Genomic DNA, 20,849 nt, shown 5'->3' with positions numbered 1-20,849 from the left:
TCAAACACCAGGCACCACGTGGATCAGGAAGTTGGACTGTGCGCTCAGCCTACACGAGGTGCAGACGAACCTTTTCTGTCCGATCGGCCATGCGACTCCGTCCCACCTCGTTCGCCCAGCCCCGTAAGGCCTTCGGTCGGTGTCCGTGTCGCTCTGACTCGAAGAAAGTTACGCCTGCGGACCGCTCCATGCAAATCGGCAGGTGTTCCGCGGTCCACGCGGCGTCTGCCCAGGTCAACGCGTATGCCGGGGCCCGCGCCCGCTCACCCTGGAGCGACAGTCCGACTATGACGCCGCTCACATCGGTGGGGATGCCGCGCCGATCTCGTCCAGACCGGGCGCCGGGACGGGTTCGCCGACCTGCGTCGTCAACGGGAGGACGCCGGCCCACACTCCCCCGGCGGCGATGTCCCCCTCGTCGTCGTTCGGTCCGCCCGACCGTGCCTTCACCGACGCCTCGTACAGCGGTAGTGCCACCACGCGAGTCGCGGCCAGCTCCTTGCGAGTGTTGGCCCTGACCACATCGGTCCGGCCGGGGACGAGCTTGTTCACGATGAGATCGAGTGCGACGGCGCGCTCGCCCTCGTCGTCCACGACACGGGGTGTCCCCCGCACCACGGCACTCCGGTAGTTCATCGAGTGATGGAACGCGGAGCGCGCCAGCACCAGGCCGTCCAGCACCGTGATGCTCACGCAGACGTCACCGGGAGCGCCCAGGGTCGTCGCGGCCACCGAGCCGTGGAGGTACAACGTCCCTTCGGCATCGGGACCGTCCAGGTCGTAGGCGAACGCAGTCGGGACGACGAGGGGACTTCCTTGCACCACCACTCCGAGGTGACAGAGCTGTGCGGCGTCGAGCACGTCCGTCAGAGCAGCGCGATCCGACTGGGCTCGAGATCGGTTGCGTCGCAACGTCGTTCGGGGTGTCGGGGAGAGAGCTGTCGCCGTCGGCGAGGTGTCGGGCCGCCGGCCATGCGCATCGTGCATCGTCATGCGAATCAGTGTGCGGATCACAGTGGTCCGCCGTCACGGTCCACTTCGATACTGTTCGGCTGGACCACTTCCACCAGCGGGAAGGCATCGACGTCATGGCCTCACACGCGTTACCACTCTCCGTGGACCGATCCTCGACGCGTCCACTCCCGTTGCAGATCGCCGACGCACTACGCACCGCCATCGTCGACGGACTTCTGGTCGCCGGCGATCGTCTCCCGTCGACCCGATCGCTGGCCGCAGAGCTGTCGGTCTCCCGCGGCGTCGCCGATCAGGCCTTCGACCAGCTCGCCGCAGAGGGGTGGATCGAGGGCCGCGCCGGATCCGGCACGTTCGTCTCCCCCGACCTGCGGTCCGTCACACCGACCACCGCCGCCGTGTCCGACGCGCGTCCACGCGCAGAGGCGGACAGCGCTCCCCCCACGCTCGCGCTTCGACCGGGCATCCCCTGGACACCGCCCTCGGCGACCGCGGCATGGCGGCGGGCGTGGCGCATCGCCGGCACGGAGCCCGCTCCCCCCGGTTACCCCGATCCGGCGGGGCCCGTCCATCTTCGCCGCAGCGTGTGTTCGCTGCTCGGCCGCGCGCGCGGAATGAGCGTCGATCCCGATCGCGTGGTCGTGACGACGGGTGCCACCCATGGGCTGACTCTGGCACTCGCGGCGATGCGCGCGGACCGTCCGGAACCGAGACCTGTTCTGGCGATGGAGGATCCGGGATATCGGACTGCGGCGTCGGCGGCGATGGTGATGGGCTGGGACCTGTACGACGTCCCCGTGGACGCCGGCGGCATGAGGGTCGACACGCTCGCGTCCACGCCCGAGACCACCCGCGCCGTGTACGTGACACCGTCTCACCAGTACCCCACCGGCGGAACCCTCGACGTGGGACGTCGTGCCGCTCTCATCGCCCATGCGCAGAGCACCGACACCGTCGTCGTGGAGGACGACTACGACTCCGAGTACCGCTACGACGTCGCGCCGCTCCCCGCCTTGGCGCACCTTGATCCGGATCGCGTCGTCTACCTCGGCACCATCGCCAAGACCCTCGGCGCAGGCGTGCGACTCGGGTGGATGGTGCTGCCGTCGCACCTCGTCCGGCCGGTACTCGACCACCGCCTGGCCACGGGCGACTTCCCGTCGACACCCCTGTGCTCGGCGATGACGTCACTGCTCGACGACGGCGAGTGGGATCGCACGGTGCGAGCGGCACGGCGGCGCTACCGCGATCGCGATGCGGCAGTAAGGGATTCGCTGTCGCCGTTCGGCGAACTCCGTGGCCTGGGCGCGGGTATGCACACGACACTCGTCCTGTCGCCGGGACGAGCGGAGGCAGTCGCCCGCGGCGCAGCACACCGCGGAATCGAGGTACCGACCGTCGCGCTGTCCACTCGATCGCACACCGACGTGGGCGGGTTGGTGATCGGCTACGGCCGACTGACCGACACGGAGCTCCGAACGGCACTCACCGTTCTGGTCGACGAACTCCGACGCCACCGCGACTGACGTGCAGCGGCGCGAGCGTCACTGCACGCGGTCGATGTCGCCGCCGAGGTCCTGCAACTGCTCGACGAACCGCGGGTAACCGCGGTCGATGTGATAAACGTCGTGCACCTCGGTGGTGCCGTCGGCCACGAGGCCGGCGAGCACGAGACCGGCGCCCGCGCGGATGTCCGAGGACCAGACCGGTGCACTCGACAGCCGCGACACTCCGCGGACCACCGCGTGGTGGCCGTCCGTTCGCGCGTCGGCACCGAGCCGGATCATCTCCTCGACGAAGCGGAACCGGGCCTCGAAGACGTTCTCGGTGATCATCGACGTGCCGTTGGCCACCGAGGCGAGGCCGATCGCCATGGGCTGCAGGTCTGTCGGGAACCCGGGGAACGGGAGCGTGGCGAAGTTGACGGCCACCGGTCGTTCCTCCTGCACGACGCGGAATCCGTCCGGGCGCAGGGTGACGGTGCTGCCGGCCGCCTTCAGCTTGTTGAGCACGAGGGTGAGGTGCTTGGGATTGACCCCCGACACCGTGACATCGCCACAGGTCATCGCCGCGGCGATGCCCCACGTCGCGGCCACGATGCGATCACCGATGACGCGGTGTTCGGTGGGCTTCAGGCTGGGGACACCGATGATGGTCAGCGTCGGAGTTCCGGCACCCTCGACGCGAGCACCCATCTTGTTCAGCATCGCGCACAGATCGGCGATGTCCGGCTCGCGGGCAGCGTTGTCGATCACGGTCTCGCCGTCGGCCAGCACCGCCGCCATCAGGATGTTCTCGGTCGCGCCCACGGACGGGAAGGCCAGCCGGATCGTCGCGCCGTGCAGCTTCTCCGCTGTCGCGACCACACACCCGTGCTCGATCTCGCTGTGCGCGCCGAGCAGGCGCAGACCCGACTGGTGCATGTCGAGCGGACGCGAGCCGATGGCGTCGCCGCCGGGCAGTGCCACCACGGCCTTGCGACACCGCGCGACCAGCGGTCCCAGGACGCACACCGACGCACGGAACTGGCGTACCGCCGCGAAGTCGGCGTGATACTTCGGCTCTGCGGGGGTGGTGATGCGCACGGCATCCCCCTCGAGTTCGACGTCGCACCCCAGCCCACGGAGAACGTCGGCCATGAGGGGGACATCGAGAATGTCGGGGCAGTTGGTGAGGGTGGTCGTGCCCTCGGCGAGCAGCGCCGCGGCCATCAACTTCAGCACGCTGTTCTTCGCCCCACCGACCGACACGTCGCCGGAGAGACGACTACCGCCGGTGACCAGGAAACGTTCACTCACGACGTCAACAGTAGAGGCATCGGTCGTCGATCAGAGCATCGGCCGACTGCCAGTAAGGTTGATCCATGGCGGTTCACCTGACCTCGATCTACACCCGTACCGGCGACGACGGGACGACGGGTCTCAGCGACTTCTCCCGCGTCTCGAAGAACGACCCGAGGGTCGTGGCCTACGCGGAGTGCGACGAACTGAACGCTGCTCTCGGACTGGTGTTGGCGGTCGGATCACCGCCCGAGGGCGTGGCGACGGTGTTGCGCCGGATCCAGAACGATCTGTTCGATGCCGGAGCCGACCTGTCGACTCCGATCCAGGAGAACCCGAAGTACCCACCGCTGCGCGTCACGCCGGAGTACGTCACGCGGCTCGAGACGTGGTGCGACGAGTTCAACGACACTCTCGCGCCGCTGACCTCCTTCGTCCTTCCTGGCGGGACGGCTGCTTCCGCGTTTCTACACCAGGCGCGCACCGTCGCGCGACGGGCGGAGCGGGCAGCGTGGGCCGCTGTCGAGGCACATCCCGAGACGACGGGGCCGCTGCCGGCGACCTATCTCAACCGACTGTCGGATCTGCTGTTCATTCTCGGGCGGGTCACCAACCCGGACGGCGACGTCCTGTGGAAGCCGGGCGGCGAGCGTTCGCGCGACTGACCACGGGCCCGAGCGAGCGAGGTGTCAGGCCGGGCCGCTGCCCGGCATGTTGCGCTGCGACCGGTCGGACGGCCTCGACTCGAGCCACGACGTGAATGCAGTGAACGGGCCACGCTCCATGGCGATCTCGTAGCGGCGGTCCCCCGCGTCGAGTTCGACGATCGCGGTCTCGTCACTCATGATGTCGAACTCGGAGCTCTGCGGACTGCGCCGCTCGCCCTGGATCAGAGTCTGCCGGATCATGCGGCGGTCCGGACCCGGACGCAGACTCGACAGCTTGTAGAACACGAGCACGTTCTCGCCGTAACGGACGATGCCGTGACGCCACCCACTTCCCGCTGCGGCGGGAAGACTGCGCAGGATCACGGCAGTGCCCCCGCGGCGGAGAAGCACCAACCGATACAGAAAAGCCGCGGCGAGCCCTCCGAGCAGCACGACCAGAACGACAAGCACTGTCATCCAGGACGTCATCTCTTCGGAACCCGCCGCGGCTTCTTCTCGTGTACCTAGGCCCGCTCGACCGCGCGGACACGCCCGCGTGCGATCGCGAGCGCCTCCTCGTCGTCGGAGCCCTCGGACAGCACGGACCGCGCAGCCTCGACGTCGATGTCCTCCGCGAACTCGGCGGACTCGGCGAGGATGGTGACGGTCCGGCCGGTGACCGACAGGAAACCACCGTGCACGGCGGCGACGCGCCGTTCACCGTCGCCCGTCGTGATGGCCACGGTGCCGCCCTCGATCAACTGACCGAGAACCGGCTCGTGTCCGGCCATGATGCCGATCTCGCCCTCGGTGGTCTGAGCGCTGACCAGCGTGGCCGTTCCCGACCACAGGCGTTCCTCGACTGCGACCAGTTCGACGTCCATCTCAGCCATCTCGGACTACTTTCCGGAGATCTTCTTGGCTGCGGCCTCGACGTCGTCGAGTCCACCGCAACTGTTGAAGGCCTGCTCGGGAAGGTGGTCGTACTCGCCCTTGGTGACCTTGTCGAACGCCTCGATGGTGTCGGCCAGCGACACGACCGAACCCTCTTCACCGGTGAACTTCTCGGCGACGATGAAGTTCTGGCCGAGGAACTTCTCCAGACGACGGGCACGGGAGACCGTGACCTTGTCCTCCTCGGACAGCTCGTCCATACCGAGGATGGCGATGATGTCCTGCAGCTCCTTGTACTTCTGCAGGATGCGCTTGACCTCGTTGGCGACGCGGAAGTGCTCGTCTCCGACGATCGACGCCTCCAGGATGCGCGAGGTGGACGTCAGCGGATCGACAGCGGGGTAGATGCCCTTCTGCGAGATCGGACGCGACAGCTCGGTAGTGGCATCGAGGTGGGCGAAGGTCGTCGCCGGTGCGGGGTCGGTGTAGTCGTCGGCGGGCACGTAGATGGCCTGCAGAGACGTGATGGAACGACCACGCGTCGAGGTGATGCGCTCCTGGAGCTCACCCATCTCGTCGGCGAGGGTGGGCTGGTAGCCCACGGCGGACGGCATGCGGCCGAGGAGAGTGGAGACCTCGGAGCCTGCCTGGGTGAACCGGAAGATGTTGTCGATGAAGAGCAACACGTCCTGGTTCTGCACGTCGCGGAAGTACTCGGCCATGGTGAGAGCCGAGAGGGCGACGCGCATACGCGTGCCCGGCGGCTCGTCCATCTGACCGAACACCAGGGCGGTGTCCTGCAGAACGCCCATCTCCTCCATCTCGAGGTGGAGGTCGGTGCCCTCACGCGTGCGCTCACCGACGCCGGCGAACACCGACGTGCCGGAGAACTCACGTGCGATACGGGTGATCATCTCCTGGATGAGCACGGTCTTGCCGACGCCTGCGCCGCCGAACAGACCGATCTTTCCGCCCTTGACGTACGGGGTCAGGAGGTCGATGACCTTGATGCCGGTCTCGAGGATCTCGGTCTTGCCCTCGAGCTGATCGAAGGCCGGGGGCTTGCGGTGGATGCCCCACTGCTCGCCGTCACGGCCGAGTCCGGGGCTGTCCAGGCAGTCGCCGAGGGCGTTGAACACGTGGCCCTTGACGACGTCACCGACGGGAACCGAGATCGGCTTGCCGGAGTCGACGACGGGGGTGCCGCGGACGAGGCCGTCGGTGGGCTGCATCGACACGGTGCGCACGAGGTTGTCGCCGAGGTGCTGTGCGACCTCGAGCGTCAGCGTCTTGGCGACGGCCTTCAGCTCGATCTCTGCGTTCAGCGCGTTGAACAGCGCGGGGATGGATCCACGGGGGAACTCGATGTCGACGACGGGACCGATGACGCGCACGACGCGCCCGTTCTCGGACGACTTGGCGCCGGAACCCGTGCTATCGGTTACTGCTGCGGTCATGTTCAGTCTCTTCCTGAGCTCGCGGCAAGCGCGTCGACGCCGCCGACGATCTCGCTGATTTCCTGGGTGATCTGAGCCTGGCGTGCCTGGTTGGCCTGGCGTGACAGGGCATTGACCAGATCGTTGGCATTGTCCGTGGCGGCCTTCATCGCGGTGCGACGAGCGGCCGACTCGGATGCCGCCGCGTCGAGCAGTGCGGCGTAGATGCGGGTGCTCACGTACTTCGGGAGCAGCGCGGACAACAGCGTGTCCGCCTCCGGCTCGAAGTCGTACTGCGCGGTGACCTCCTTCGACGACGGCGAGTCGCTGAGCATGTCTGCACCCAGCTCGATCTCCTCGTCGTCGTAGTCGATCTCCAGAGGAGCCATGCGGCGCACCGTCGGCTTGAGCGACAGCATCGACACGAAGGTGGTGTAGACGATGTGGAGTTCGTCCACACCCTCGACCGTGCCCTCGCCGTTCGGTGCCTCGATCTCCTCGCCGGACCCCGCCATGAACAGCTGGACGAGGTGCTTGGCGGCCTTCGCGGCATCGGTGTACGCCGGCTGCTGCGAGAAGCCCGTCCACGCGCCCTTGACGTCGCGATCACGGAACGTGTAGTACGTCAGGCCCTTTCGGCCCAGAACGTAGATGACCGGCTCCTTGCCCTCGGACTTGAGGAGCTGCTGGAGCTCCTCGGCCTCACGAAGGATGTTGGAGTTGTAGCCACCACACTGACCCGAGTCGCTGGTCACGACGAGCACGGCGGCCCGCTTGGGCTCCGCACGCTCGGTGAGCAGCGGATGGTCCAGCGAACCCGAGGCACTGGCCAACGCCGAGAGCACCTTGGTGATCTCGGTGGCGTACGGCTTCGACGCCTCGACGCGGGCCTGCGCCTTGGTGATGCGCGAGGTCGCGATCAGTTCCTGCGCCTTGGTGATCTTCTTGATCGAGTTGGTCGACCTGATCCGGGAGCGCAGCTCACGAATGCTGGGCATCTGTCACCTCACTCCCTGTTCGACGTGCCACGGGTCCGCTCATCACTTGCTGACAGTCTTGCGAGTGACGGTGACCTTCTCCTGGTCGACGTCGCCCTTGTCGAGCGCGTCGGCCTCTGCCTCGTTGACGATCCGCTCGCCCGAGGACGTCAGGAAGCCCTGCTTGAACTCGTCGGTCGCCTTCGTGATCGCGTCGGCGGCCTCGTCCTTGAGAACCTTGCCGCCGGCGATCGCCTCGTAGGCGCTCGACGCGTTGCGGTGCAGATCCTCGAGGAGCTCGCGGTTGAAGCGACGAACGTCCTCGACCGGGACCGTGTCGTAGTAGCCGGCGTCGACGAGGTAGATCGAGACGATCTGGTCCTCGACGGACACCGGGGTGTACTGGTCCTGCTTGAGCAGCTCGACCCAGCGGGCACCGCGCTCGAGCTGCGCCTTGGACGCGGCGTCGAGGTCGGACGCGAAGGCGGAGAACGCCTCCAGCTCGCGGAACTGAGCCATCTCCAGACGGAGCGAACCGGCAACCTTCTTCAGACCCTTGGTCTGCGCCGCGCCACCGACTCGGGACACCGAGGTACCGACGTTGATGGCGGGACGGACACCCTTGTTGAAGAGGTCCGACTCGAGGAAGACCTGGCCGTCGGTGATGGAGATGACGTTGGTCGGGATGAAGGCCGAGATGTCGTTGGCCTTGGTCTCGATCAGCGGCAGACCCGTCATCGAACCGCCACCGAGCTCGTCGGACAGCTTCGCGCACCGCTCGAGCAGACGGGAGTGCAGGTAGAAGACGTCACCGGGGTACGCCTCGCGGCCCGGCGGGCGACGCAGCAGCAGCGAGATGGTGCGGTATGCCTCGGCCTGCTTGGTCAGGTCGTCGAACACGATGAGGACGTGCTTGCCCTGGTACATCCAGTGCTGGCCGAGGGCCGAACCGGTGTACGGGGCGAGCCACTTGAAGCCGGCCGAGTCGGACGCGGGAGCGGCGACGATGGTCGTGTATTCCATGGCGCCGTGCTCGTCCAGAGCGGACTTGACGCCCGCGATGGTCGAACCCTTCTGGCCGATGGCGACGTAGATGCAGCGCACCTGCTTGTCGGCGTCGCCGGTCTCCCAGTTGGCCTTCTGGTTGATGATGGCGTCGACGCAGACGGCGGTCTTGCCCGTCTTGCGGTCGCCGATGATCAGCTGACGCTGGCCGCGGCCGATGGCCGTCAGGGCGTCGATGGCGGTGATGCCGGTCGCGAGGGGCTCCTCGACGGGCTGGCGCTCGAGCACCGATGCCGCCTGGAGCTCCAGGACACGCTGTTCGTTCGACTCGATGTCACCGAGACCGTCGATGGGCTTGCCCAGCGGGTCGATGACGCGTCCGAGGAAGTTGTCGCCGACGGGGACCGAGAGGACCTCGCCGGTGCGCTTGACTTCCTGGCCTTCCTCGATGTGCTCGTAGTCACCGAGGATGACGGCACCGATCTCACGGTCGTCGAGGTTCAGTGCCACGCCGAGGATGCCGCCGGGGAACTCCAGCAGCTCGTTCGACATCGCGGACGGGAGGCCCGTCACGTGAGCGATTCCATCGCTCGTGTCGGACACCAGACCGACCTCTTCACGAGAGGACTCCGGTGCGTAGTTCGCTGTGTAGCTCTCGATCGCGCTACGGATCTCGTCGGAGGAGATCGTCAACTCCGCCATGTTTTCCTGCTCTCACTGTCTGGTGTTTCGTGGCCGGACCGGCTGTGCGGTCGACGTCCGAAACGCGGGGTGGGGCTTGTTACCGAACTGGGCTTGCTACAGAACTCGGGTGCTGCGATGCGTACCGCTCACCGGAGCGACTTCCTCAGGGAGGCGAGACGACCCGCACCACTGCCGTCGATGACCTCGTCGCCGACACGGACGACCAGTCCGCTCAGCAGTTCCCGGTCCACCTCCACGTGGACGGTCACGGACTTGCCGTAGATACCTTCCAGCCTGGACGTGAGCCGAGAAATCTGATCGTCGCTCAGCTCGGTGCTGCTGCGGACGTGAGCGACCTCCTTGTCACGACGAGTGGCCGCGAGTGCGGACAGTTCGCCGAACACGGATGCCGGTGCAGCACCCTTCAGTCGACCGACGGCCTGGATCGCCAGGGCCTCGGTGATCGCGGTGACCTTGCCGTAGAGCAACGTCGACAGGAGCGATCCCGACGCCTCGGCGGGCTTGCTTCGATCGGACAGCGCCTGCTCGAGGGCAGGATCGCCGGCGATGATGCGGCCGAGACGGAACAGCTCGTCCTCCACGGTGCCCAACTGATCCTGGTCCTGCGCCGCGCGCAGAAGTGCCTCACGGCCCAGGAGTACGAGCGAGTCGGTGAGGTCACGGGCCGACGACCAGTTCTGTGCGACGGCGGCCTGCAGTGCGGCGGTGGCCGCTGCACCGATCTTGCCGTCGAACAGGCGGCCCGCGAGCGCGCGTCGCGCGTCCGGAGCAGCCGACGCGTCCGCGAGTGCGGCGCGCAGTGGACGCTGTCCGTCGAGCACCGACACGACCCCGAAGAGGTCGGATCCGGCGCCGGCGGCAGCCGACGTCGCATCCGACGCCGCATCGAGCTCGGCCGTCAGGACGGTGCGGGCCTCGGCGAGGGCTTCACGACTCGCTGCGTACATGGTGCTCACTTCCCGCTAGCGGAATCTGCGCCGACAGAATCGAGTTCGTCGAGGAAACGATCGATCGTGCCGGCACGCTTGACGTCGTCGGACAGCTGCTCGCCGATGACCTTCTCGGCCAGCTCGACAGCCGTACGGCCGAGATCGGCACGCAGTTCGGTGACGATCTGCTGACGCTGAGCCGCGAGCTGCTGGTGACCGGAGGCCACGATGCGGTCGCTCTCCGCCTGTGCACTGGTCTTCATCTCCGCGAGGATCTGCTGACCCTGGGTGCGTGCGTCTTCACGGATCTTGGCGGCTTCCTGGCGTGCGTCGGCCAACTGGGCGCGGTACTGCTCGAGCGCCTCCTTGGCTTCGGCCTGTGCCTCTTCGGCGCGCTTGATCCCGCCTTCGATCTTCTCGGACCGCTCGGAGAGCACCGTCTGGAATCGCGGGAGCACGAACTTCCAGAAGAAGAACCCGATGACGGCGATGCAGACCGCAGACCAGACGATGTCGTAGGTCGCGGGGAGGAGAGGATTGATGTCCTCTTCCCCCTCCGCTGCTGCGAGGACTGCGAATGTCGACATGGCGATCAGAAAATGAAGCCGGCGACGAGGCCGATCAGCGCGAGGGCCTCGGTGAATGCGATACCGAGGAACATGTTGGTGCGGATCTGGCCGGCGAGCTCGGGCTGACGCGCGATGCCCTCGATGGCCTTACCGACCACGATGCCCACGCCGATGCCGGGGCCGATGGCCGCGAGGCCGTAGCCGATGGCTCCGTAGCCTGCGCCGGTGACTTCCTGTGCTTCCTGCGCGAGGTAGGTGAGGCTCATTGTGATGTGTTCCCTTTCTGTTGCCCACGACCGGTCGGCAGCGGGTCAGGTCTGTCTGGTGGCTGGAGAGTCGGTGGGGGTCAGTGCGAGTCGGCGTGCAGGGCGAGGTCGATGTAGACCGCCGTCAGCAGCGCGAACACGTAGGCCTGCAGGAAGATGACCAGCAGCTCGAACAGCGTGAAGCCGAATCCCGCGACGAGCGAGAACAGGCCGAACACCTTCATGCCGGTCGCCGCCTCGAAGAAGAAGAACTGCGTCGCGCTGAAGAACAGCACCAGCATGATGTGGCCGGCGAGCATGTTGGCCATGAGTCGCACGGTCAGCGTGAAGGGCCGCAGGATGAACGTCGAGATGAACTCGATGGGGATCAGCAGCAGGTGCAGCGCGATCGGCACGTTCGGAACGACGATGCTGCTCTTCACGTACTTGAAGAACCCGTACTTCTTGATACCGACGTAGTTGAAGACGACGTACGCGAGGGCTGCCAACACGATCGGCATGCCCACTCGGGCATTCGACGAGATGTTGATGAAGGGGATGACACCCGAGAAGTTGAGGAACAGCACCGCGAAGAAGATGGTCGCGATGACGGGCAGGAAGCGCTTGCCCTGCTCCTTGCCGAGAACCTCGTCTGCGATCTGATCCTTGACGAAGCCCAGTGCGAGCTCACCGACGTTCTGGATACCGCGGGGCACGATCTTCGGGCTGCGCATCGCGAGGCTGAAGAACGCGAGAAGAACGACCGTCATGATGATGCGGACCAGCATCAGCCGGTCGAGCTCGAACGGGGTGCCCTCGAACAGGATGGCCGGTGGGAAAAAGTCGGACAGTGACGGCGGATGGAACTCCGCGGCCAAGTTGGTGACGCTCAGCGGTCTCTCCCGTGTTCGGCCGCAGGCGAAGGACACCCGCGGTTCGATCGGACATATGGCATTCGGGCACGATCGAGCTAGGACGATCTACAAGTCGACTCGGGTCGGCTCGAGTAGTCGTCAGCCGCGTCGGACCGTGCTCACGGTCCCGCGTCTGTCGGGTGTCGGCGACTTCGTCGACTCGGTGACGCGACGTCTCGAAACGGACGCTTCGTCGCGGTACACACTCTCACATGGCGTGGACTACGAGAAACAGCTTCGGTGACGTCGATCACCTGCAAAGACGGTTCCGGGCGGCGCGATGTGTCCGTTACGCCCGGTAAGCCCTCGCTCGAAAGGAACTTTATCAACACAACACGCTGAGTTGTGTCGGGGGTCGCTCCGCGGACGACACTACTACAAAATGTCGTACTACTGAACGTCCGAGTCGGGGTCGCCCGCGGGAGAATCGACGTACGGAACACGCTGCCGGAAGATGCCGTACATCTCGGCACCCAGGACGATGACCAGGGACGCGAGCACCACGATGCCCAGTGTCGGGCGGTTGTAGAAGTCCATCCCCCGCAGCAGTCCCAGCACGATCACCGCGATCAGCATCTTCACGATCCACCCGCCCAGCAGGACGGCCCCGACCGCGGTCGGCGGCAACTTGGCCGAGAACAGGACGGATGCGGCGGTGGCGAGGATGAACAGACCACCGACCGCGGACCCGAGCAGCGCGCCCCACAGACCTTCGAGGCCGGCGACGAGCACCGCGATGATCGCGGCGACCACGGCGAGGCCGAGCAGGGCGATGACGCCGTACCGGACGGCGGCGCGGAGCGGTGCGGTGGAGGACGGGATCGGTGCGGGCGAGAAGGTCACGACACGCAGGTTACCGGCGGCCCGGATCCCGGAACGACGGCACCGCGGTGACCACCAGGGCGAAGACGAGTCCGCCGGCGAGCAGCAGCACCACGAGTCGGCGATCGAACAGGGACGCGCCGACCGCCCCGAACGCGAGCACACCGACCCACAAGTAGATGAGCAGCACCACGCGGCGATGCGAGTGACCGATCTGGAGCAGACGGTGATGCAGGTGCATCTTGTCCGGGCTGAAGGGGCTGCGGCCTGCACGCGTGCGACGCACGATCGCGAGCAGCAGGTCGAGGATCGGGATGAACATGATCGCGCCCACCAGCAGCAACGGGGTCAGCAGACCCAGGAGGTCCCGCGTGCCGTAGGCACTGAGCCCGATACGTCCGGACGCACTGGTCGCGACGGTGGCGAGCATGAGGCCGATGACCATGGAACCCGAGTCGCCCATGAAGATGCGCGCCGGCTGGAAGTTGTGCGGCAGGAACCCCAGGCACGCACCGGCGAGGGCCGCGGCGATCATCGCGGGCGGGTAGGCGCTGACGTCACCGCCCTGCTCGTGGAGCAGTCCGACGGAGAACAGACAGATGGCCACCGCGGCGATCAGGCCGACGCCCGCGGCGAGGCCGTCGAGACCGTCGATGAAGTTCATCGCGTTGATCATGACCACGGCGATGAGCACGGTGACGAGACCCGCCTGCAGCTGGTCCAGGATCAGCGTCGACCCCTCGCCCCACGGCAGATACAGCAGGTACCAGCTGACGCCCATCAGCACCAGGACACCGGCCGCGGTGACCTGACCGGCGAACTTGGTCAGCGCGTCCAGGCCCCACCGGTCGTCGACCACACCCACGGCCATAATGATGAACCCGGAGACCAGGGCCGCCTGGACGTCCGTGGTGAACTCGAACCCTCGGGTGAGGGCCGGCAGCTTCTGCGCGAAGAGCAGCGCGACGAGCAGCCCCAGGTAGATACCGATACCCCCGAGCCGGGGCGTCGGGGTGACGTGGACGTCGCGCTCACGCGGTACGGCCACCGCGCCGAAACGCAGAGCGCCGAGCCGGACGGCTCCGGTGACCAAGAACGTCACCACCGCTGCCGTGAGCATGACGAGAAGAAGCTCGCGGATGGGGACACCCGCGCCCCCGTCCGACTGCGCCAGGAGCGCACTCGCGTGCGCGGGCACGGCCGTCACCACGGTGACTCCCGCGGCGGAGCCGAGTGCGGCATTCGTCAGGCGCTTCCGGCGACGAGCGACTCGGCGGTCACGCCGAGGACCTCGGCGATCTCGCTCGTCGAGACCGCGCCGACGCGGAGAATGCGCGGGGTGTCCCCCGTCAGGTCGACGATCGTCGACGCGAGCGCGTGCTCGGCCGGACCGCCGTCGAGATACACGGCCGCGGACCCGCCGAGCTGTACGCGGGCGTCCTCCGCCGTGACGGCGGGCGGGCGGCCGGAGATGTTCGCACTCGAGACGGCCAGGGGGCCCACCTCGCGCAGCAGTTCGAGAGCCACCGGATGCAGCGGCATGCGGAGCATGACGGTGCCGCGGGCGTCGCCGAGGTCCCACGCGAGCGACGGCGCCTGGTGCACGACGAGACTCAGCGCTCCGGGCCAGAACGCGCGGATGAGATCGCGCGCCGCCTGCCGCACTCCCAGCACGAGGCCGTCGATCGTGTGCCAGGACCCGACGAGCACCGGCACCGGCATGTCGCGGCCGCGCCCCTTCGCGCGGAGCAGATCCGTGACGGCGCTGCTGTCGAAGGCGTCCGCGGCCAGCCCGTACACGGTGTCGGTGGGCATCACGACCAGTCGGCCGGACGACAGCGCACGCTTGGCGGCATCGAGACCTGCCGCGCGAGAGGCGGAATCGGAGCAGTCGTAGACGGTGGACACCCGGCCCATCTTGCCACTGCGCGCACGGCACGCCTGCGCAGCGGTGGCGCGATCTCGCGTCCTAGGTGATCCGGCGCTGCCGACGAGCGACGACGAAGCGTGGGCGGTCCGCGAGATCCCGATGCTGGGACACGTCTCCGAACACCGCTCGCCCCTCCAGGAGGGCGACCACCCGGTCTCCGTGCGAGTCGTCGTGCTCGATGCCCACTCCCCCGTCGATCCGCAACCACCGCGCGATGTTCGCGATCATCGGCTCGATGACGGACAGCCCGTCCGGGCCACCGAACAGCGCGACGTGCGGATCGTGGTCGATCACCTCGGGATCGAGCCGCGCACTCGTCGGCACGTAGGGCGGGTTCGCCACGACCAGGTCGACGGTGCCGTCGAGCTCCGTGAGCACCGTCCTCTCGGTCACGTCACCGTGATGCAGATGCACGGGGGTGTCGCCGTCCGACGCCCGCAGGTCGGCGTTGCGCCGCGCCCACGCCAACGCGTGCGGATCCTTCTCCACCGCGTGCACCACGGCGTCCGGGCGAGCGTGGGCGATCGCGAGGGCGAGTGCGCCGCTTCCGGTGCACAGGTCGAGGACGACGGGCGGATGCCGCCCGGCGGACTCGAGGAACGCGAGTGCCCAGGCGAGCAACAGTTCCGTCTCCGGGCGGGGGACGAACACCCCGGGGCCCACCTCGACGTCGATCTCCCCCAGTGACGACGTTCCGATGATGTGCTGCAACGGAATTCGCTTCGCACGCTGCGCGACGGTCGCACGGTAGGCCTCGGCGACCTCGGGCTCCACCAACGGGGTCAGGCCGAGCCGCCCGCGGGGAACCGACAGCAGATGCGCGGCGAGCAACTCGGCGTCGACCCGCGGGCTGGGGACGCCGGCCTCGGTCAGGACGCGGGTTGCCTCGACGATGGCCATACGTAGCGGGACGCGACTCACCGACACAGCTTCGCACTGCCGGTCGGCCCGGCGATCACGCGGAGGTCATTCCGCCTGGAGCCGCGCCTGTCGGTCGGCCGCGGCGAGCGCGTCGAGGAGCGCGTCCATGTCACCGTCGAGAACGGCGTCCAGGTTGTGCGACTTGAAGCCGATGCGGTGGTCGGTGATGCGGTTCTCAGGGAAGTTGTACGTGCGGATGCGCTCGGACCGATCGACGGTGCGCACCTGGCTCGCACGCCCGGCCGCCGCCTCCTTGTCGGCCGCTTCCTCGGCCGCCGCCTGCAGCCGCGAGGCGAGCACCTGCATCGCCCTCGCCTTGTTCTGCAGCTGGGAGCGTTCGTTCTGACAGGTGACGACGATGCCCGTGGGCAGATGCGTGATGCGCACCGCGGAGTCCGTGGTGTTGACGCCCTGGCCACCCTTGCCGGACGAGCGGTAGACGTCGATGCGCAGATCGGTCTCGTCGATCTGGACGGCTTCGACCTCGTCCTGCTCCGGGTAGATCAGGACGCCGGCCGCCGACGTGTGCACTCGTCCCTGCGATTCGGTGACGGGAACACGCTGCACCCGATGCACGCCGCCCTCGAACTTGAACCGCGACCACACACCGTCGGCGGAGTCGGTGCGCGCCTTGATGGACAGCGTCGCGTCCTTGTACCCACCCAGATCGGAGACGTTCGCGTCGAGGATCTCGACCCGCCAGCCGTGGCGCTCGGCGTACCGGACGTACATCCGAGCGAGATCGGACGCGAACAGGGCGGACTCCTCGCCGCCCTCACCCGACTTGACCTCCAGCACGACGTCGTCGGCGTCGTGAGGATCACGGGGCGCGAGCAGGTCGGTGAGGGTGGTGTCGAGCTCGGCCACGGTCGCCTCGAGCGCCGGGATCTCGGCGGCGAAGCCGGCGTCGTCGGCAGCGAGCTCGCGGGCCGCCTCGAGATCGTCGCGGGCGGCACTGAGCTTGGAGTACACACTCATGATCGGGGCCAGCTGCGCGAACCGCTTCCCGGCGCGGCGAGCCGCCGCCGGATCGTCGTGCAGCGAGGGATCGGACAGGTCGCGCTCGAGTCCGGCGTGCTCGGCGAGGATGTCGTCGATCGCGGACGGTGTCGCGGAGGCGGCCACGGTGTTCTCCCTGTCGAACCGAGAAATGTCAACGAACAATGGTGCAGAAACGACCGACGCCCGCCCCGAGACGAATCTCGGAACGGGCGTCGGCGGAAGAGCTAGCTGTCGGCGTCGGCCTTCTTGCCTGCGCGCTTGCCGTAGCGAGCCTCGAAGCGAGCCACGCGGCCGCCGGTGTCGAGGATCTTCTGCTTGCCCGTGTAGAACGGGTGGCACTGCGAGCAGACCTCGACGTTGATGCGCTCCGCCGAGTTGGTGCTGCGGGTCTCGAAAGTATGTCCGCAACCACACACGACTGTCGTCGCTGTGTAATCGGGGTGGATTCCTGCCTTCATGGTGTCCCTTTCATGGTCGCCGGGTCGCCTCGACTGTCGAGAGCGTGAACCGGAACCGGACTCGGCCGATCAGTATGCCAGAGCAGCTGTCCGCGCTGGTAATCGTCTCAACATCGGTGCCGAGACGTTTGTTCCGTCGATCCTCGGGGGTCAGTCCTCCGGCGAACCGGGCGCCGTCTTGGAGACCGACATGAGGAACTCGATGTTGTTCTTGCTCTTCTTCAGTCGGTCGATCAGCAGATCGATCGCCTGGTGCGAGTCGAGCCCGGAGAGCACCCGACGCAGCTTGTGCAGCACGGCCGCCTCGTCGGGACTGAGCAGGAGCTCGTCCTTGCGGGTGCCCGACGGATTGACGTCCACCGCCGGGAACACGCGCCGCTCGGCGATCTTGCGATCGAGCTTGAGCTCGGCGTTGCCCGTGCCCTTGAACTCCTCGAAGATCACCGTGTCACCTGTCGAGCCGGTCTCCACCATCGCCGTGGCGATGATGGTGAGCGATCCACCGTTCTCGATGTTGCGCGCGGCACCGAGGAAGCGCTTGGGCGGGTAGAGCGCCGTGGAGTCGACACCACCGGACAGGATGCGACCCGAGGCCGGCGAGCTGTTGTTGTACGCACGGCCCAGACGCGTGATCGAGTCGAGCAGCACCACCACGTCGCGGCCGTCCTCGACCAGACGCTTGGCGCGCTCGATCGCCAGCTCGGCGACCGAGGTGTGGTCGCCCGGCGGGCGATCGAAGGTGGAGGCGATGACCTCACCCTTCACGCTGCGCTGCATGTCGGTCACTTCTTCGGGACGCTCGTCCACGAGCACGACCATCAGGTAGCACTCGGGGTTGTTCGTCGCGATGGCGTTCGCGATCGCCTGCAACACGCTGGTCTTACCCGCCTTGGGCGGGCTCACGATGAGCGCACGCTGCCCCTTGCCGATCGGCATGACCAGATCGATCACGCGCGTCGTCAGGATGTTCTGCGTGGTCTCGAGGCGCAGCCGCTGATTCGGGTACAGCGGCGTGAGCTTGTTGAACTCCGGCCGCTTGCGGTTGCCGTCCGGCGGCGCACCGTTGACCGTGTCGAGACGGACCAGCGGGTTGAACTTCTGCCGGGAGTTGTTCTGCTCCCCCTCGCGGGCCACTCGCACGGCACCGGTCAGTGCGTCACCGCGTCGGAGGCCGTTGCGGCGCACCATGTTCATGGAGACGTACACGTCGTTCGGTCCCGCGAGGTATCCCGAGGTCCGGACGAACGCGTAGTTGTCGAGCACGTCGAGAATGCCGGCGACGGGCTGCACGACGTCGTCGTCGCGCAGTTCGGGCTCGCGCTCACGATCACGCTGGTTGCCGCCGCCCTCGGGAGCACCGTCACGATCGCGCCCACGGCGACGCTCGCGGAAACGACGTCCCCGCCTGCCGCGGCCCTCGCCGTCCTCGTCGTCGCGGGGACCGTTGTCACGAGGCCCGTTGTTGCGGTCACCCTGGTTGCGGTCGCCCTGGTTGCGATCGTTCCGGTCACCCTGATTGCGATCGCCCTGGTTGCGATCGTTGCGGTCGCCCTGGTTGCGGTCGTTCCGGTCGCCCTGATTGCGGTCGTTCCGGTCGCCCTGGTTGCGGTCGCCCTGGTTGCGATCGTTGCGGTCGCCCTGATTGCGGTCACCCTGGTTGCGGTCGCCCTGGTTGCGGCCCTGACGCTCGCGGCGCGGCCGGTCCCCGTTCTGACGATCACCGTCGCCCTGGTCGCGGTCGTCGCCACCGTCGGTGCGGGTGGTCTCGGCCGGAGCCGTCGTGGTGGATGCTGCCGCGTCGGTCGACTGGTGCGCGCGGCCGTCCTGCGCAGGCGCAGCGTCGTTCTGCGACTCGGCGGCGGTGTCGGTCGACTCCGCGGCGCCGGCACGGCGGGTCGCTCCGCGACGGTTCCGCGTGCGACGCGGGCCGTCGGGGTTCGCGCCGTCGGACGCTGCACCGTCGGAACCCGAGGTGTCGGCTCTGTGGGTACCGGCGTCGGAGCTGGAGGCGCCGGCGCTCGCACCGTCGGCTCCGGAATCCCGGGGGGCCACGGCGTCGGACACACCGGCGGACGGTGCGTCCGACGTGGCGGCGGGCGCGGACCGGCTCACGCGGGGTGCGCGCGACGGTGCCTCGGTGGCAGCCGCGGACGCGGGCACCTGCTTGGCCTCGATCGCGGACACGAGGTCGCCCTTACGCATCCCGGAGACACCCTTGATGCCGAGTTCGGACGCGAGTCCGCGCAGCTCGGTGAGCACCATCCCGGAGAGTCCGGCACCGCGGCGCGACGTGCGCGGGCGCGTGTCGGACTGGGTCGCCGGAGCAGCGATAGATTCCGTATCGGTCACGGAGGTCCTTTCCTTCCCTCGCGCGCCTGGTGCGCAGATCGAGGGTTCGTTCCGCCGTTCGACTCTCGTGTCGAACTCGGATGCCGCGTACGTTCGCGTCGTGCAGAAGAGCGAAGGCTGTTCCAGGATGCGACTTCCCTGGCGGCCGTGGCGCGCCGATCGACGACGGCGGCACCGCTGGAGCTCGAGGCCGGGAAGTAATGCCCTGGAGAAATCGGCGCGCTGACTGCGCACGATGTACGGACGCGTACCACAATAGCCGTGATGCGAGGTACGGGCAAGAATGTCCGCGTCAGCGCGTCGTGACGCCGTCCGCGATCTCCAGCTCCAGCACCGTCATCCCGTCGTCCCCGGCGCGGTCGGCCAACTCGCGCGCGATGCTCGCCGTTCCGAGCACGAGCACGGTGGGTCCGGCGCCCGAGACCGTCGCGGCGTGCCCGTGCGCGCGCAGGGTCTCGACCCATCGCGACGTCACCGGCAGGGCGGAGGCCCGGTAGGGCTGGTGCAGGCGATCCTCGGTGGACACCATCAACAGATCGGGTCGCGTCGTCAGGGCCACGACCGCGAGCGCGGATCGGCTCGCGTTGAACGCGGCGTCGCGGTGCGGAACGAGGTCGGGCAACAGTCCGCGCGTGTGCGCCGTGGACGACCGTTCGGTCGGGATGAGCACCGTCGCACCGATGTCCGGGTGCACGTCGAGACGGGCGGCCGCATAGGCCCGCGGCCCCTCCGGCGGGCCGGACTCGCGGCTCCAGGACACCACGGCGCCGCCGAGCACGCTGGCCGACGCGTTGTCCGGATGACCCTCGAACTCGGCGGCCAGCTGCACCATCTGCTCGGGCGACAGCGCGAGAGCCGGATCCAGGGACGCCGCGAGGCAGTTGGCCGCGGCGAGCCCACCGACCACTGCCGACGCCGACGAGCCGAGGCCGCGAGAATGAGGAATCCTGTTGTGACACCGTACTTTCAAGCCGTCCGCCCACACGCCGGCCGACTCGAGACCACGCTCGATCGCTCGCACGACGAGATGCGACGGACCCCACGGAACCTCGCGCGCACCCTCACCGTCGACCTCGATGTCGAGCCCGGACTCCGCCACGGTGACGACGACGTCGTCGAACAGACCCAGGGCGAGCCCCAGTGTGTCGAACCCTGGTCCGAGGTTGGCACTGGAGGCAGGCACGCGGGCGTGCGCCACCGTCCCGGTGGTGAGTGTCCTCGTCACGTCGGCCGGCCCGGCCACTATGCCGACTCGGTAGCAGCCGGGTTCACCGACGACCCTGGCGCCACAGTC

General features: G+C 67.8%; 21 protein-coding genes. 2 read left to right on the top strand and 19 right to left on the bottom strand.

Translation table 11 applies throughout. The features are described from left to right. Positions 1-297: 297 nt before the first annotated feature. Complete coding sequence (locus tag OHB23_RS10150; protein ID WP_328811507.1) at positions 298-993, bottom strand: pyridoxamine 5'-phosphate oxidase family protein; 696 nt, start codon at positions 991-993, stop codon at positions 298-300. Positions 994-1,115: 122 nt separating this feature from the next. Here OHB23_RS10150 and pdxR point away from each other — a divergent pair, with 122 nt between their 5' ends. Continuing rightward, positions 1,116-2,498 carry a MocR-like pyridoxine biosynthesis transcription factor PdxR gene (gene pdxR / locus OHB23_RS10145; RefSeq protein ID WP_328811506.1) on the top strand — a complete coding sequence of 461 codons (1,383 nt, stop codon included), beginning with the start codon at positions 1,116-1,118 and terminating at the stop codon, positions 2,496-2,498. An 18-nt stretch (positions 2,499-2,516) separates the two neighbouring features. Here pdxR and murA read toward each other — a convergent pair whose 3' ends face one another. Beyond that, positions 2,517-3,770 carry a UDP-N-acetylglucosamine 1-carboxyvinyltransferase gene (gene murA / locus OHB23_RS10140; RefSeq protein ID WP_328811505.1) on the bottom strand — a complete coding sequence of 418 codons (1,254 nt, stop codon included), beginning with the start codon at positions 3,768-3,770 and terminating at the stop codon, positions 2,517-2,519. A gap of 65 nt (positions 3,771-3,835) precedes the next feature. Between murA and OHB23_RS10135 the strand changes: the two genes are divergently transcribed. Continuing rightward, entirely contained in the window at positions 3,836-4,417 is a 582-nt protein-coding gene (locus OHB23_RS10135; RefSeq protein ID WP_027507212.1) for a cob(I)yrinic acid a,c-diamide adenosyltransferase, read from the top strand. A gap of 24 nt (positions 4,418-4,441) precedes the next feature. Here the strand turns inward: OHB23_RS10135 and OHB23_RS10130 are convergent, their stop codons facing one another. From OHB23_RS10130 to thrB, 17 genes are all read right to left on the bottom strand, one after another. Further along, positions 4,442-4,876 carry a DUF2550 domain-containing protein gene (locus OHB23_RS10130; protein ID WP_231476479.1) on the bottom strand — a complete coding sequence of 145 codons (435 nt, stop codon included), beginning with the start codon at positions 4,874-4,876 and terminating at the stop codon, positions 4,442-4,444. A 47-nt stretch (positions 4,877-4,923) separates the two neighbouring features. Next, positions 4,924-5,292: a F0F1 ATP synthase subunit epsilon gene (locus OHB23_RS10125; protein WP_027507214.1), complete on the bottom strand. Its 369-nt coding sequence runs from the start codon at positions 5,290-5,292 to the stop codon at positions 4,924-4,926. A 6-nt stretch (positions 5,293-5,298) separates the two neighbouring features. Further along, positions 5,299-6,750, bottom strand: coding sequence for a F0F1 ATP synthase subunit beta (atpD, locus tag OHB23_RS10120; protein WP_027507215.1), 1,452 nt, complete (start codon positions 6,748-6,750; stop codon positions 5,299-5,301). A 2-nt stretch (positions 6,751-6,752) separates the two neighbouring features. After that, a complete protein-coding gene (locus OHB23_RS10115; RefSeq protein WP_027507216.1) occupies positions 6,753-7,727 on the bottom strand; it encodes a F0F1 ATP synthase subunit gamma in 975 nt (324 codons plus the stop codon). A gap of 42 nt (positions 7,728-7,769) precedes the next feature. Further along, complete coding sequence (atpA, locus tag OHB23_RS10110; protein ID WP_027507217.1) at positions 7,770-9,413, bottom strand: F0F1 ATP synthase subunit alpha; 1,644 nt, start codon at positions 9,411-9,413, stop codon at positions 7,770-7,772. A gap of 128 nt (positions 9,414-9,541) precedes the next feature. Beyond that, a complete protein-coding gene (locus OHB23_RS10105) occupies positions 9,542-10,372 on the bottom strand; it encodes a F0F1 ATP synthase subunit delta (RefSeq protein ID WP_200933823.1) in 831 nt (276 codons plus the stop codon). Continuing rightward, positions 10,369-10,932: a F0F1 ATP synthase subunit B gene (locus OHB23_RS10100; RefSeq protein WP_027507219.1), complete on the bottom strand. Its 564-nt coding sequence runs from the start codon at positions 10,930-10,932 to the stop codon at positions 10,369-10,371. The genes OHB23_RS10105 and OHB23_RS10100 overlap by 4 nt, the downstream gene beginning before the upstream one ends. A gap of 5 nt (positions 10,933-10,937) precedes the next feature. Next, the gene (locus tag OHB23_RS10095) at positions 10,938-11,180 is read right to left on the bottom strand and encodes an ATP synthase F0 subunit C (RefSeq protein WP_027507220.1); all 243 of its coding nucleotides are present in this window, start codon (positions 11,178-11,180) and stop codon (positions 10,938-10,940) included. An 80-nt stretch (positions 11,181-11,260) separates the two neighbouring features. After that, on the bottom strand, positions 11,261-11,986 hold the full coding sequence (gene atpB, locus OHB23_RS10090; protein ID WP_037187440.1) for a F0F1 ATP synthase subunit A: 726 nt from the start codon (positions 11,984-11,986) through the stop codon (positions 11,261-11,263). A gap of 477 nt (positions 11,987-12,463) precedes the next feature. Next, a complete protein-coding gene (locus OHB23_RS10085; protein WP_197027871.1) occupies positions 12,464-12,925 on the bottom strand; it encodes a hypothetical protein in 462 nt (153 codons plus the stop codon). 1 nt (position 12,926) lies between these two features. Continuing rightward, positions 12,927-14,015 carry a glycosyltransferase family 4 protein gene (locus OHB23_RS10080; protein WP_081821490.1) on the bottom strand — a complete coding sequence of 363 codons (1,089 nt, stop codon included), beginning with the start codon at positions 14,013-14,015 and terminating at the stop codon, positions 12,927-12,929. Positions 14,016-14,140: 125 nt separating this feature from the next. Further along, complete coding sequence (locus tag OHB23_RS10075; protein ID WP_027507224.1) at positions 14,141-14,803, bottom strand: L-threonylcarbamoyladenylate synthase; 663 nt, start codon at positions 14,801-14,803, stop codon at positions 14,141-14,143. 61 nt (positions 14,804-14,864) lie between these two features. Beyond that, entirely contained in the window at positions 14,865-15,746 is an 882-nt protein-coding gene (gene prmC, locus OHB23_RS10070) for a peptide chain release factor N(5)-glutamine methyltransferase (RefSeq protein ID WP_328811504.1), read from the bottom strand. Positions 15,747-15,791: 45 nt separating this feature from the next. Beyond that, positions 15,792-16,871, bottom strand: a complete 1,080-nt coding sequence (gene prfA / locus OHB23_RS10065) for a peptide chain release factor 1 (protein WP_328811503.1) — start codon at positions 16,869-16,871, stop codon at positions 15,792-15,794. A 101-nt stretch (positions 16,872-16,972) separates the two neighbouring features. After that, positions 16,973-17,206: a 50S ribosomal protein L31 gene (gene rpmE, locus OHB23_RS10060; RefSeq protein WP_027507227.1), complete on the bottom strand. Its 234-nt coding sequence runs from the start codon at positions 17,204-17,206 to the stop codon at positions 16,973-16,975. A gap of 150 nt (positions 17,207-17,356) precedes the next feature. Further along, positions 17,357-19,555 carry a transcription termination factor Rho gene (rho, locus tag OHB23_RS10055; protein WP_328811502.1) on the bottom strand — a complete coding sequence of 733 codons (2,199 nt, stop codon included), beginning with the start codon at positions 19,553-19,555 and terminating at the stop codon, positions 17,357-17,359. Between the two features lie 292 nt (positions 19,556-19,847). Further along, positions 19,848-20,780 carry a homoserine kinase gene (gene thrB, locus OHB23_RS10050; protein WP_056448591.1) on the bottom strand — a complete coding sequence of 311 codons (933 nt, stop codon included), beginning with the start codon at positions 20,778-20,780 and terminating at the stop codon, positions 19,848-19,850. Between the last annotated feature and the right edge of the window lie 69 nt (positions 20,781-20,849).

The sequence above is a fragment of the Rhodococcus sp. NBC_00294 genome (assembly GCF_036163995.1).
GTDB lineage: Bacteria > Actinomycetota > Actinomycetes > Mycobacteriales > Mycobacteriaceae > Rhodococcoides.
Note: the sequence above shows the minus strand (reverse complement) of the source record. Positions and strands in the feature narration are given on the sequence as shown.

What these genes read in the sequence shown, in the direction of transcription:
- OHB23_RS10150 (WP_328811507.1), bottom strand. Translation starts at nt 993, where the DNA reads ATGACGATGCACGATGCGCATGGCCGGCGGCCCGACACCTCGCCGACG.
- OHB23_RS10135 (WP_027507212.1), top strand. Translation starts at nt 3,836, where the DNA reads ATGGCGGTTCACCTGACCTCGATCTACACCCGTACCGGCGACGACGGG.
- OHB23_RS10130 (WP_231476479.1), bottom strand. Translation starts at nt 4,876, where the DNA reads ATGACAGTGCTTGTCGTTCTGGTCGTGCTGCTCGGAGGGCTCGCCGCG.
- OHB23_RS10125 (WP_027507214.1), bottom strand. Translation starts at nt 5,292, where the DNA reads ATGGCTGAGATGGACGTCGAACTGGTCGCAGTCGAGGAACGCCTGTGG.
- atpD (WP_027507215.1), bottom strand. Translation starts at nt 6,750, where the DNA reads ATGACCGCAGCAGTAACCGATAGCACGGGTTCCGGCGCCAAGTCGTCC.
- OHB23_RS10115 (WP_027507216.1), bottom strand. Translation starts at nt 7,727, where the DNA reads ATGCCCAGCATTCGTGAGCTGCGCTCCCGGATCAGGTCGACCAACTCG.
- atpA (WP_027507217.1), bottom strand. Translation starts at nt 9,413, where the DNA reads ATGGCGGAGTTGACGATCTCCTCCGACGAGATCCGTAGCGCGATCGAG.
- OHB23_RS10100 (WP_027507219.1), bottom strand. Translation starts at nt 10,932, where the DNA reads ATGTCGACATTCGCAGTCCTCGCAGCAGCGGAGGGGGAAGAGGACATC.
- OHB23_RS10095 (WP_027507220.1), bottom strand. Translation starts at nt 11,180, where the DNA reads ATGAGCCTCACCTACCTCGCGCAGGAAGCACAGGAAGTCACCGGCGCA.
- OHB23_RS10080 (WP_081821490.1), bottom strand. Translation starts at nt 14,015, where the DNA reads ATGCTCACGGCAGCGGTGGTGACGTTCTTGGTCACCGGAGCCGTCCGG.
- rpmE (WP_027507227.1), bottom strand. Translation starts at nt 17,206, where the DNA reads ATGAAGGCAGGAATCCACCCCGATTACACAGCGACGACAGTCGTGTGT.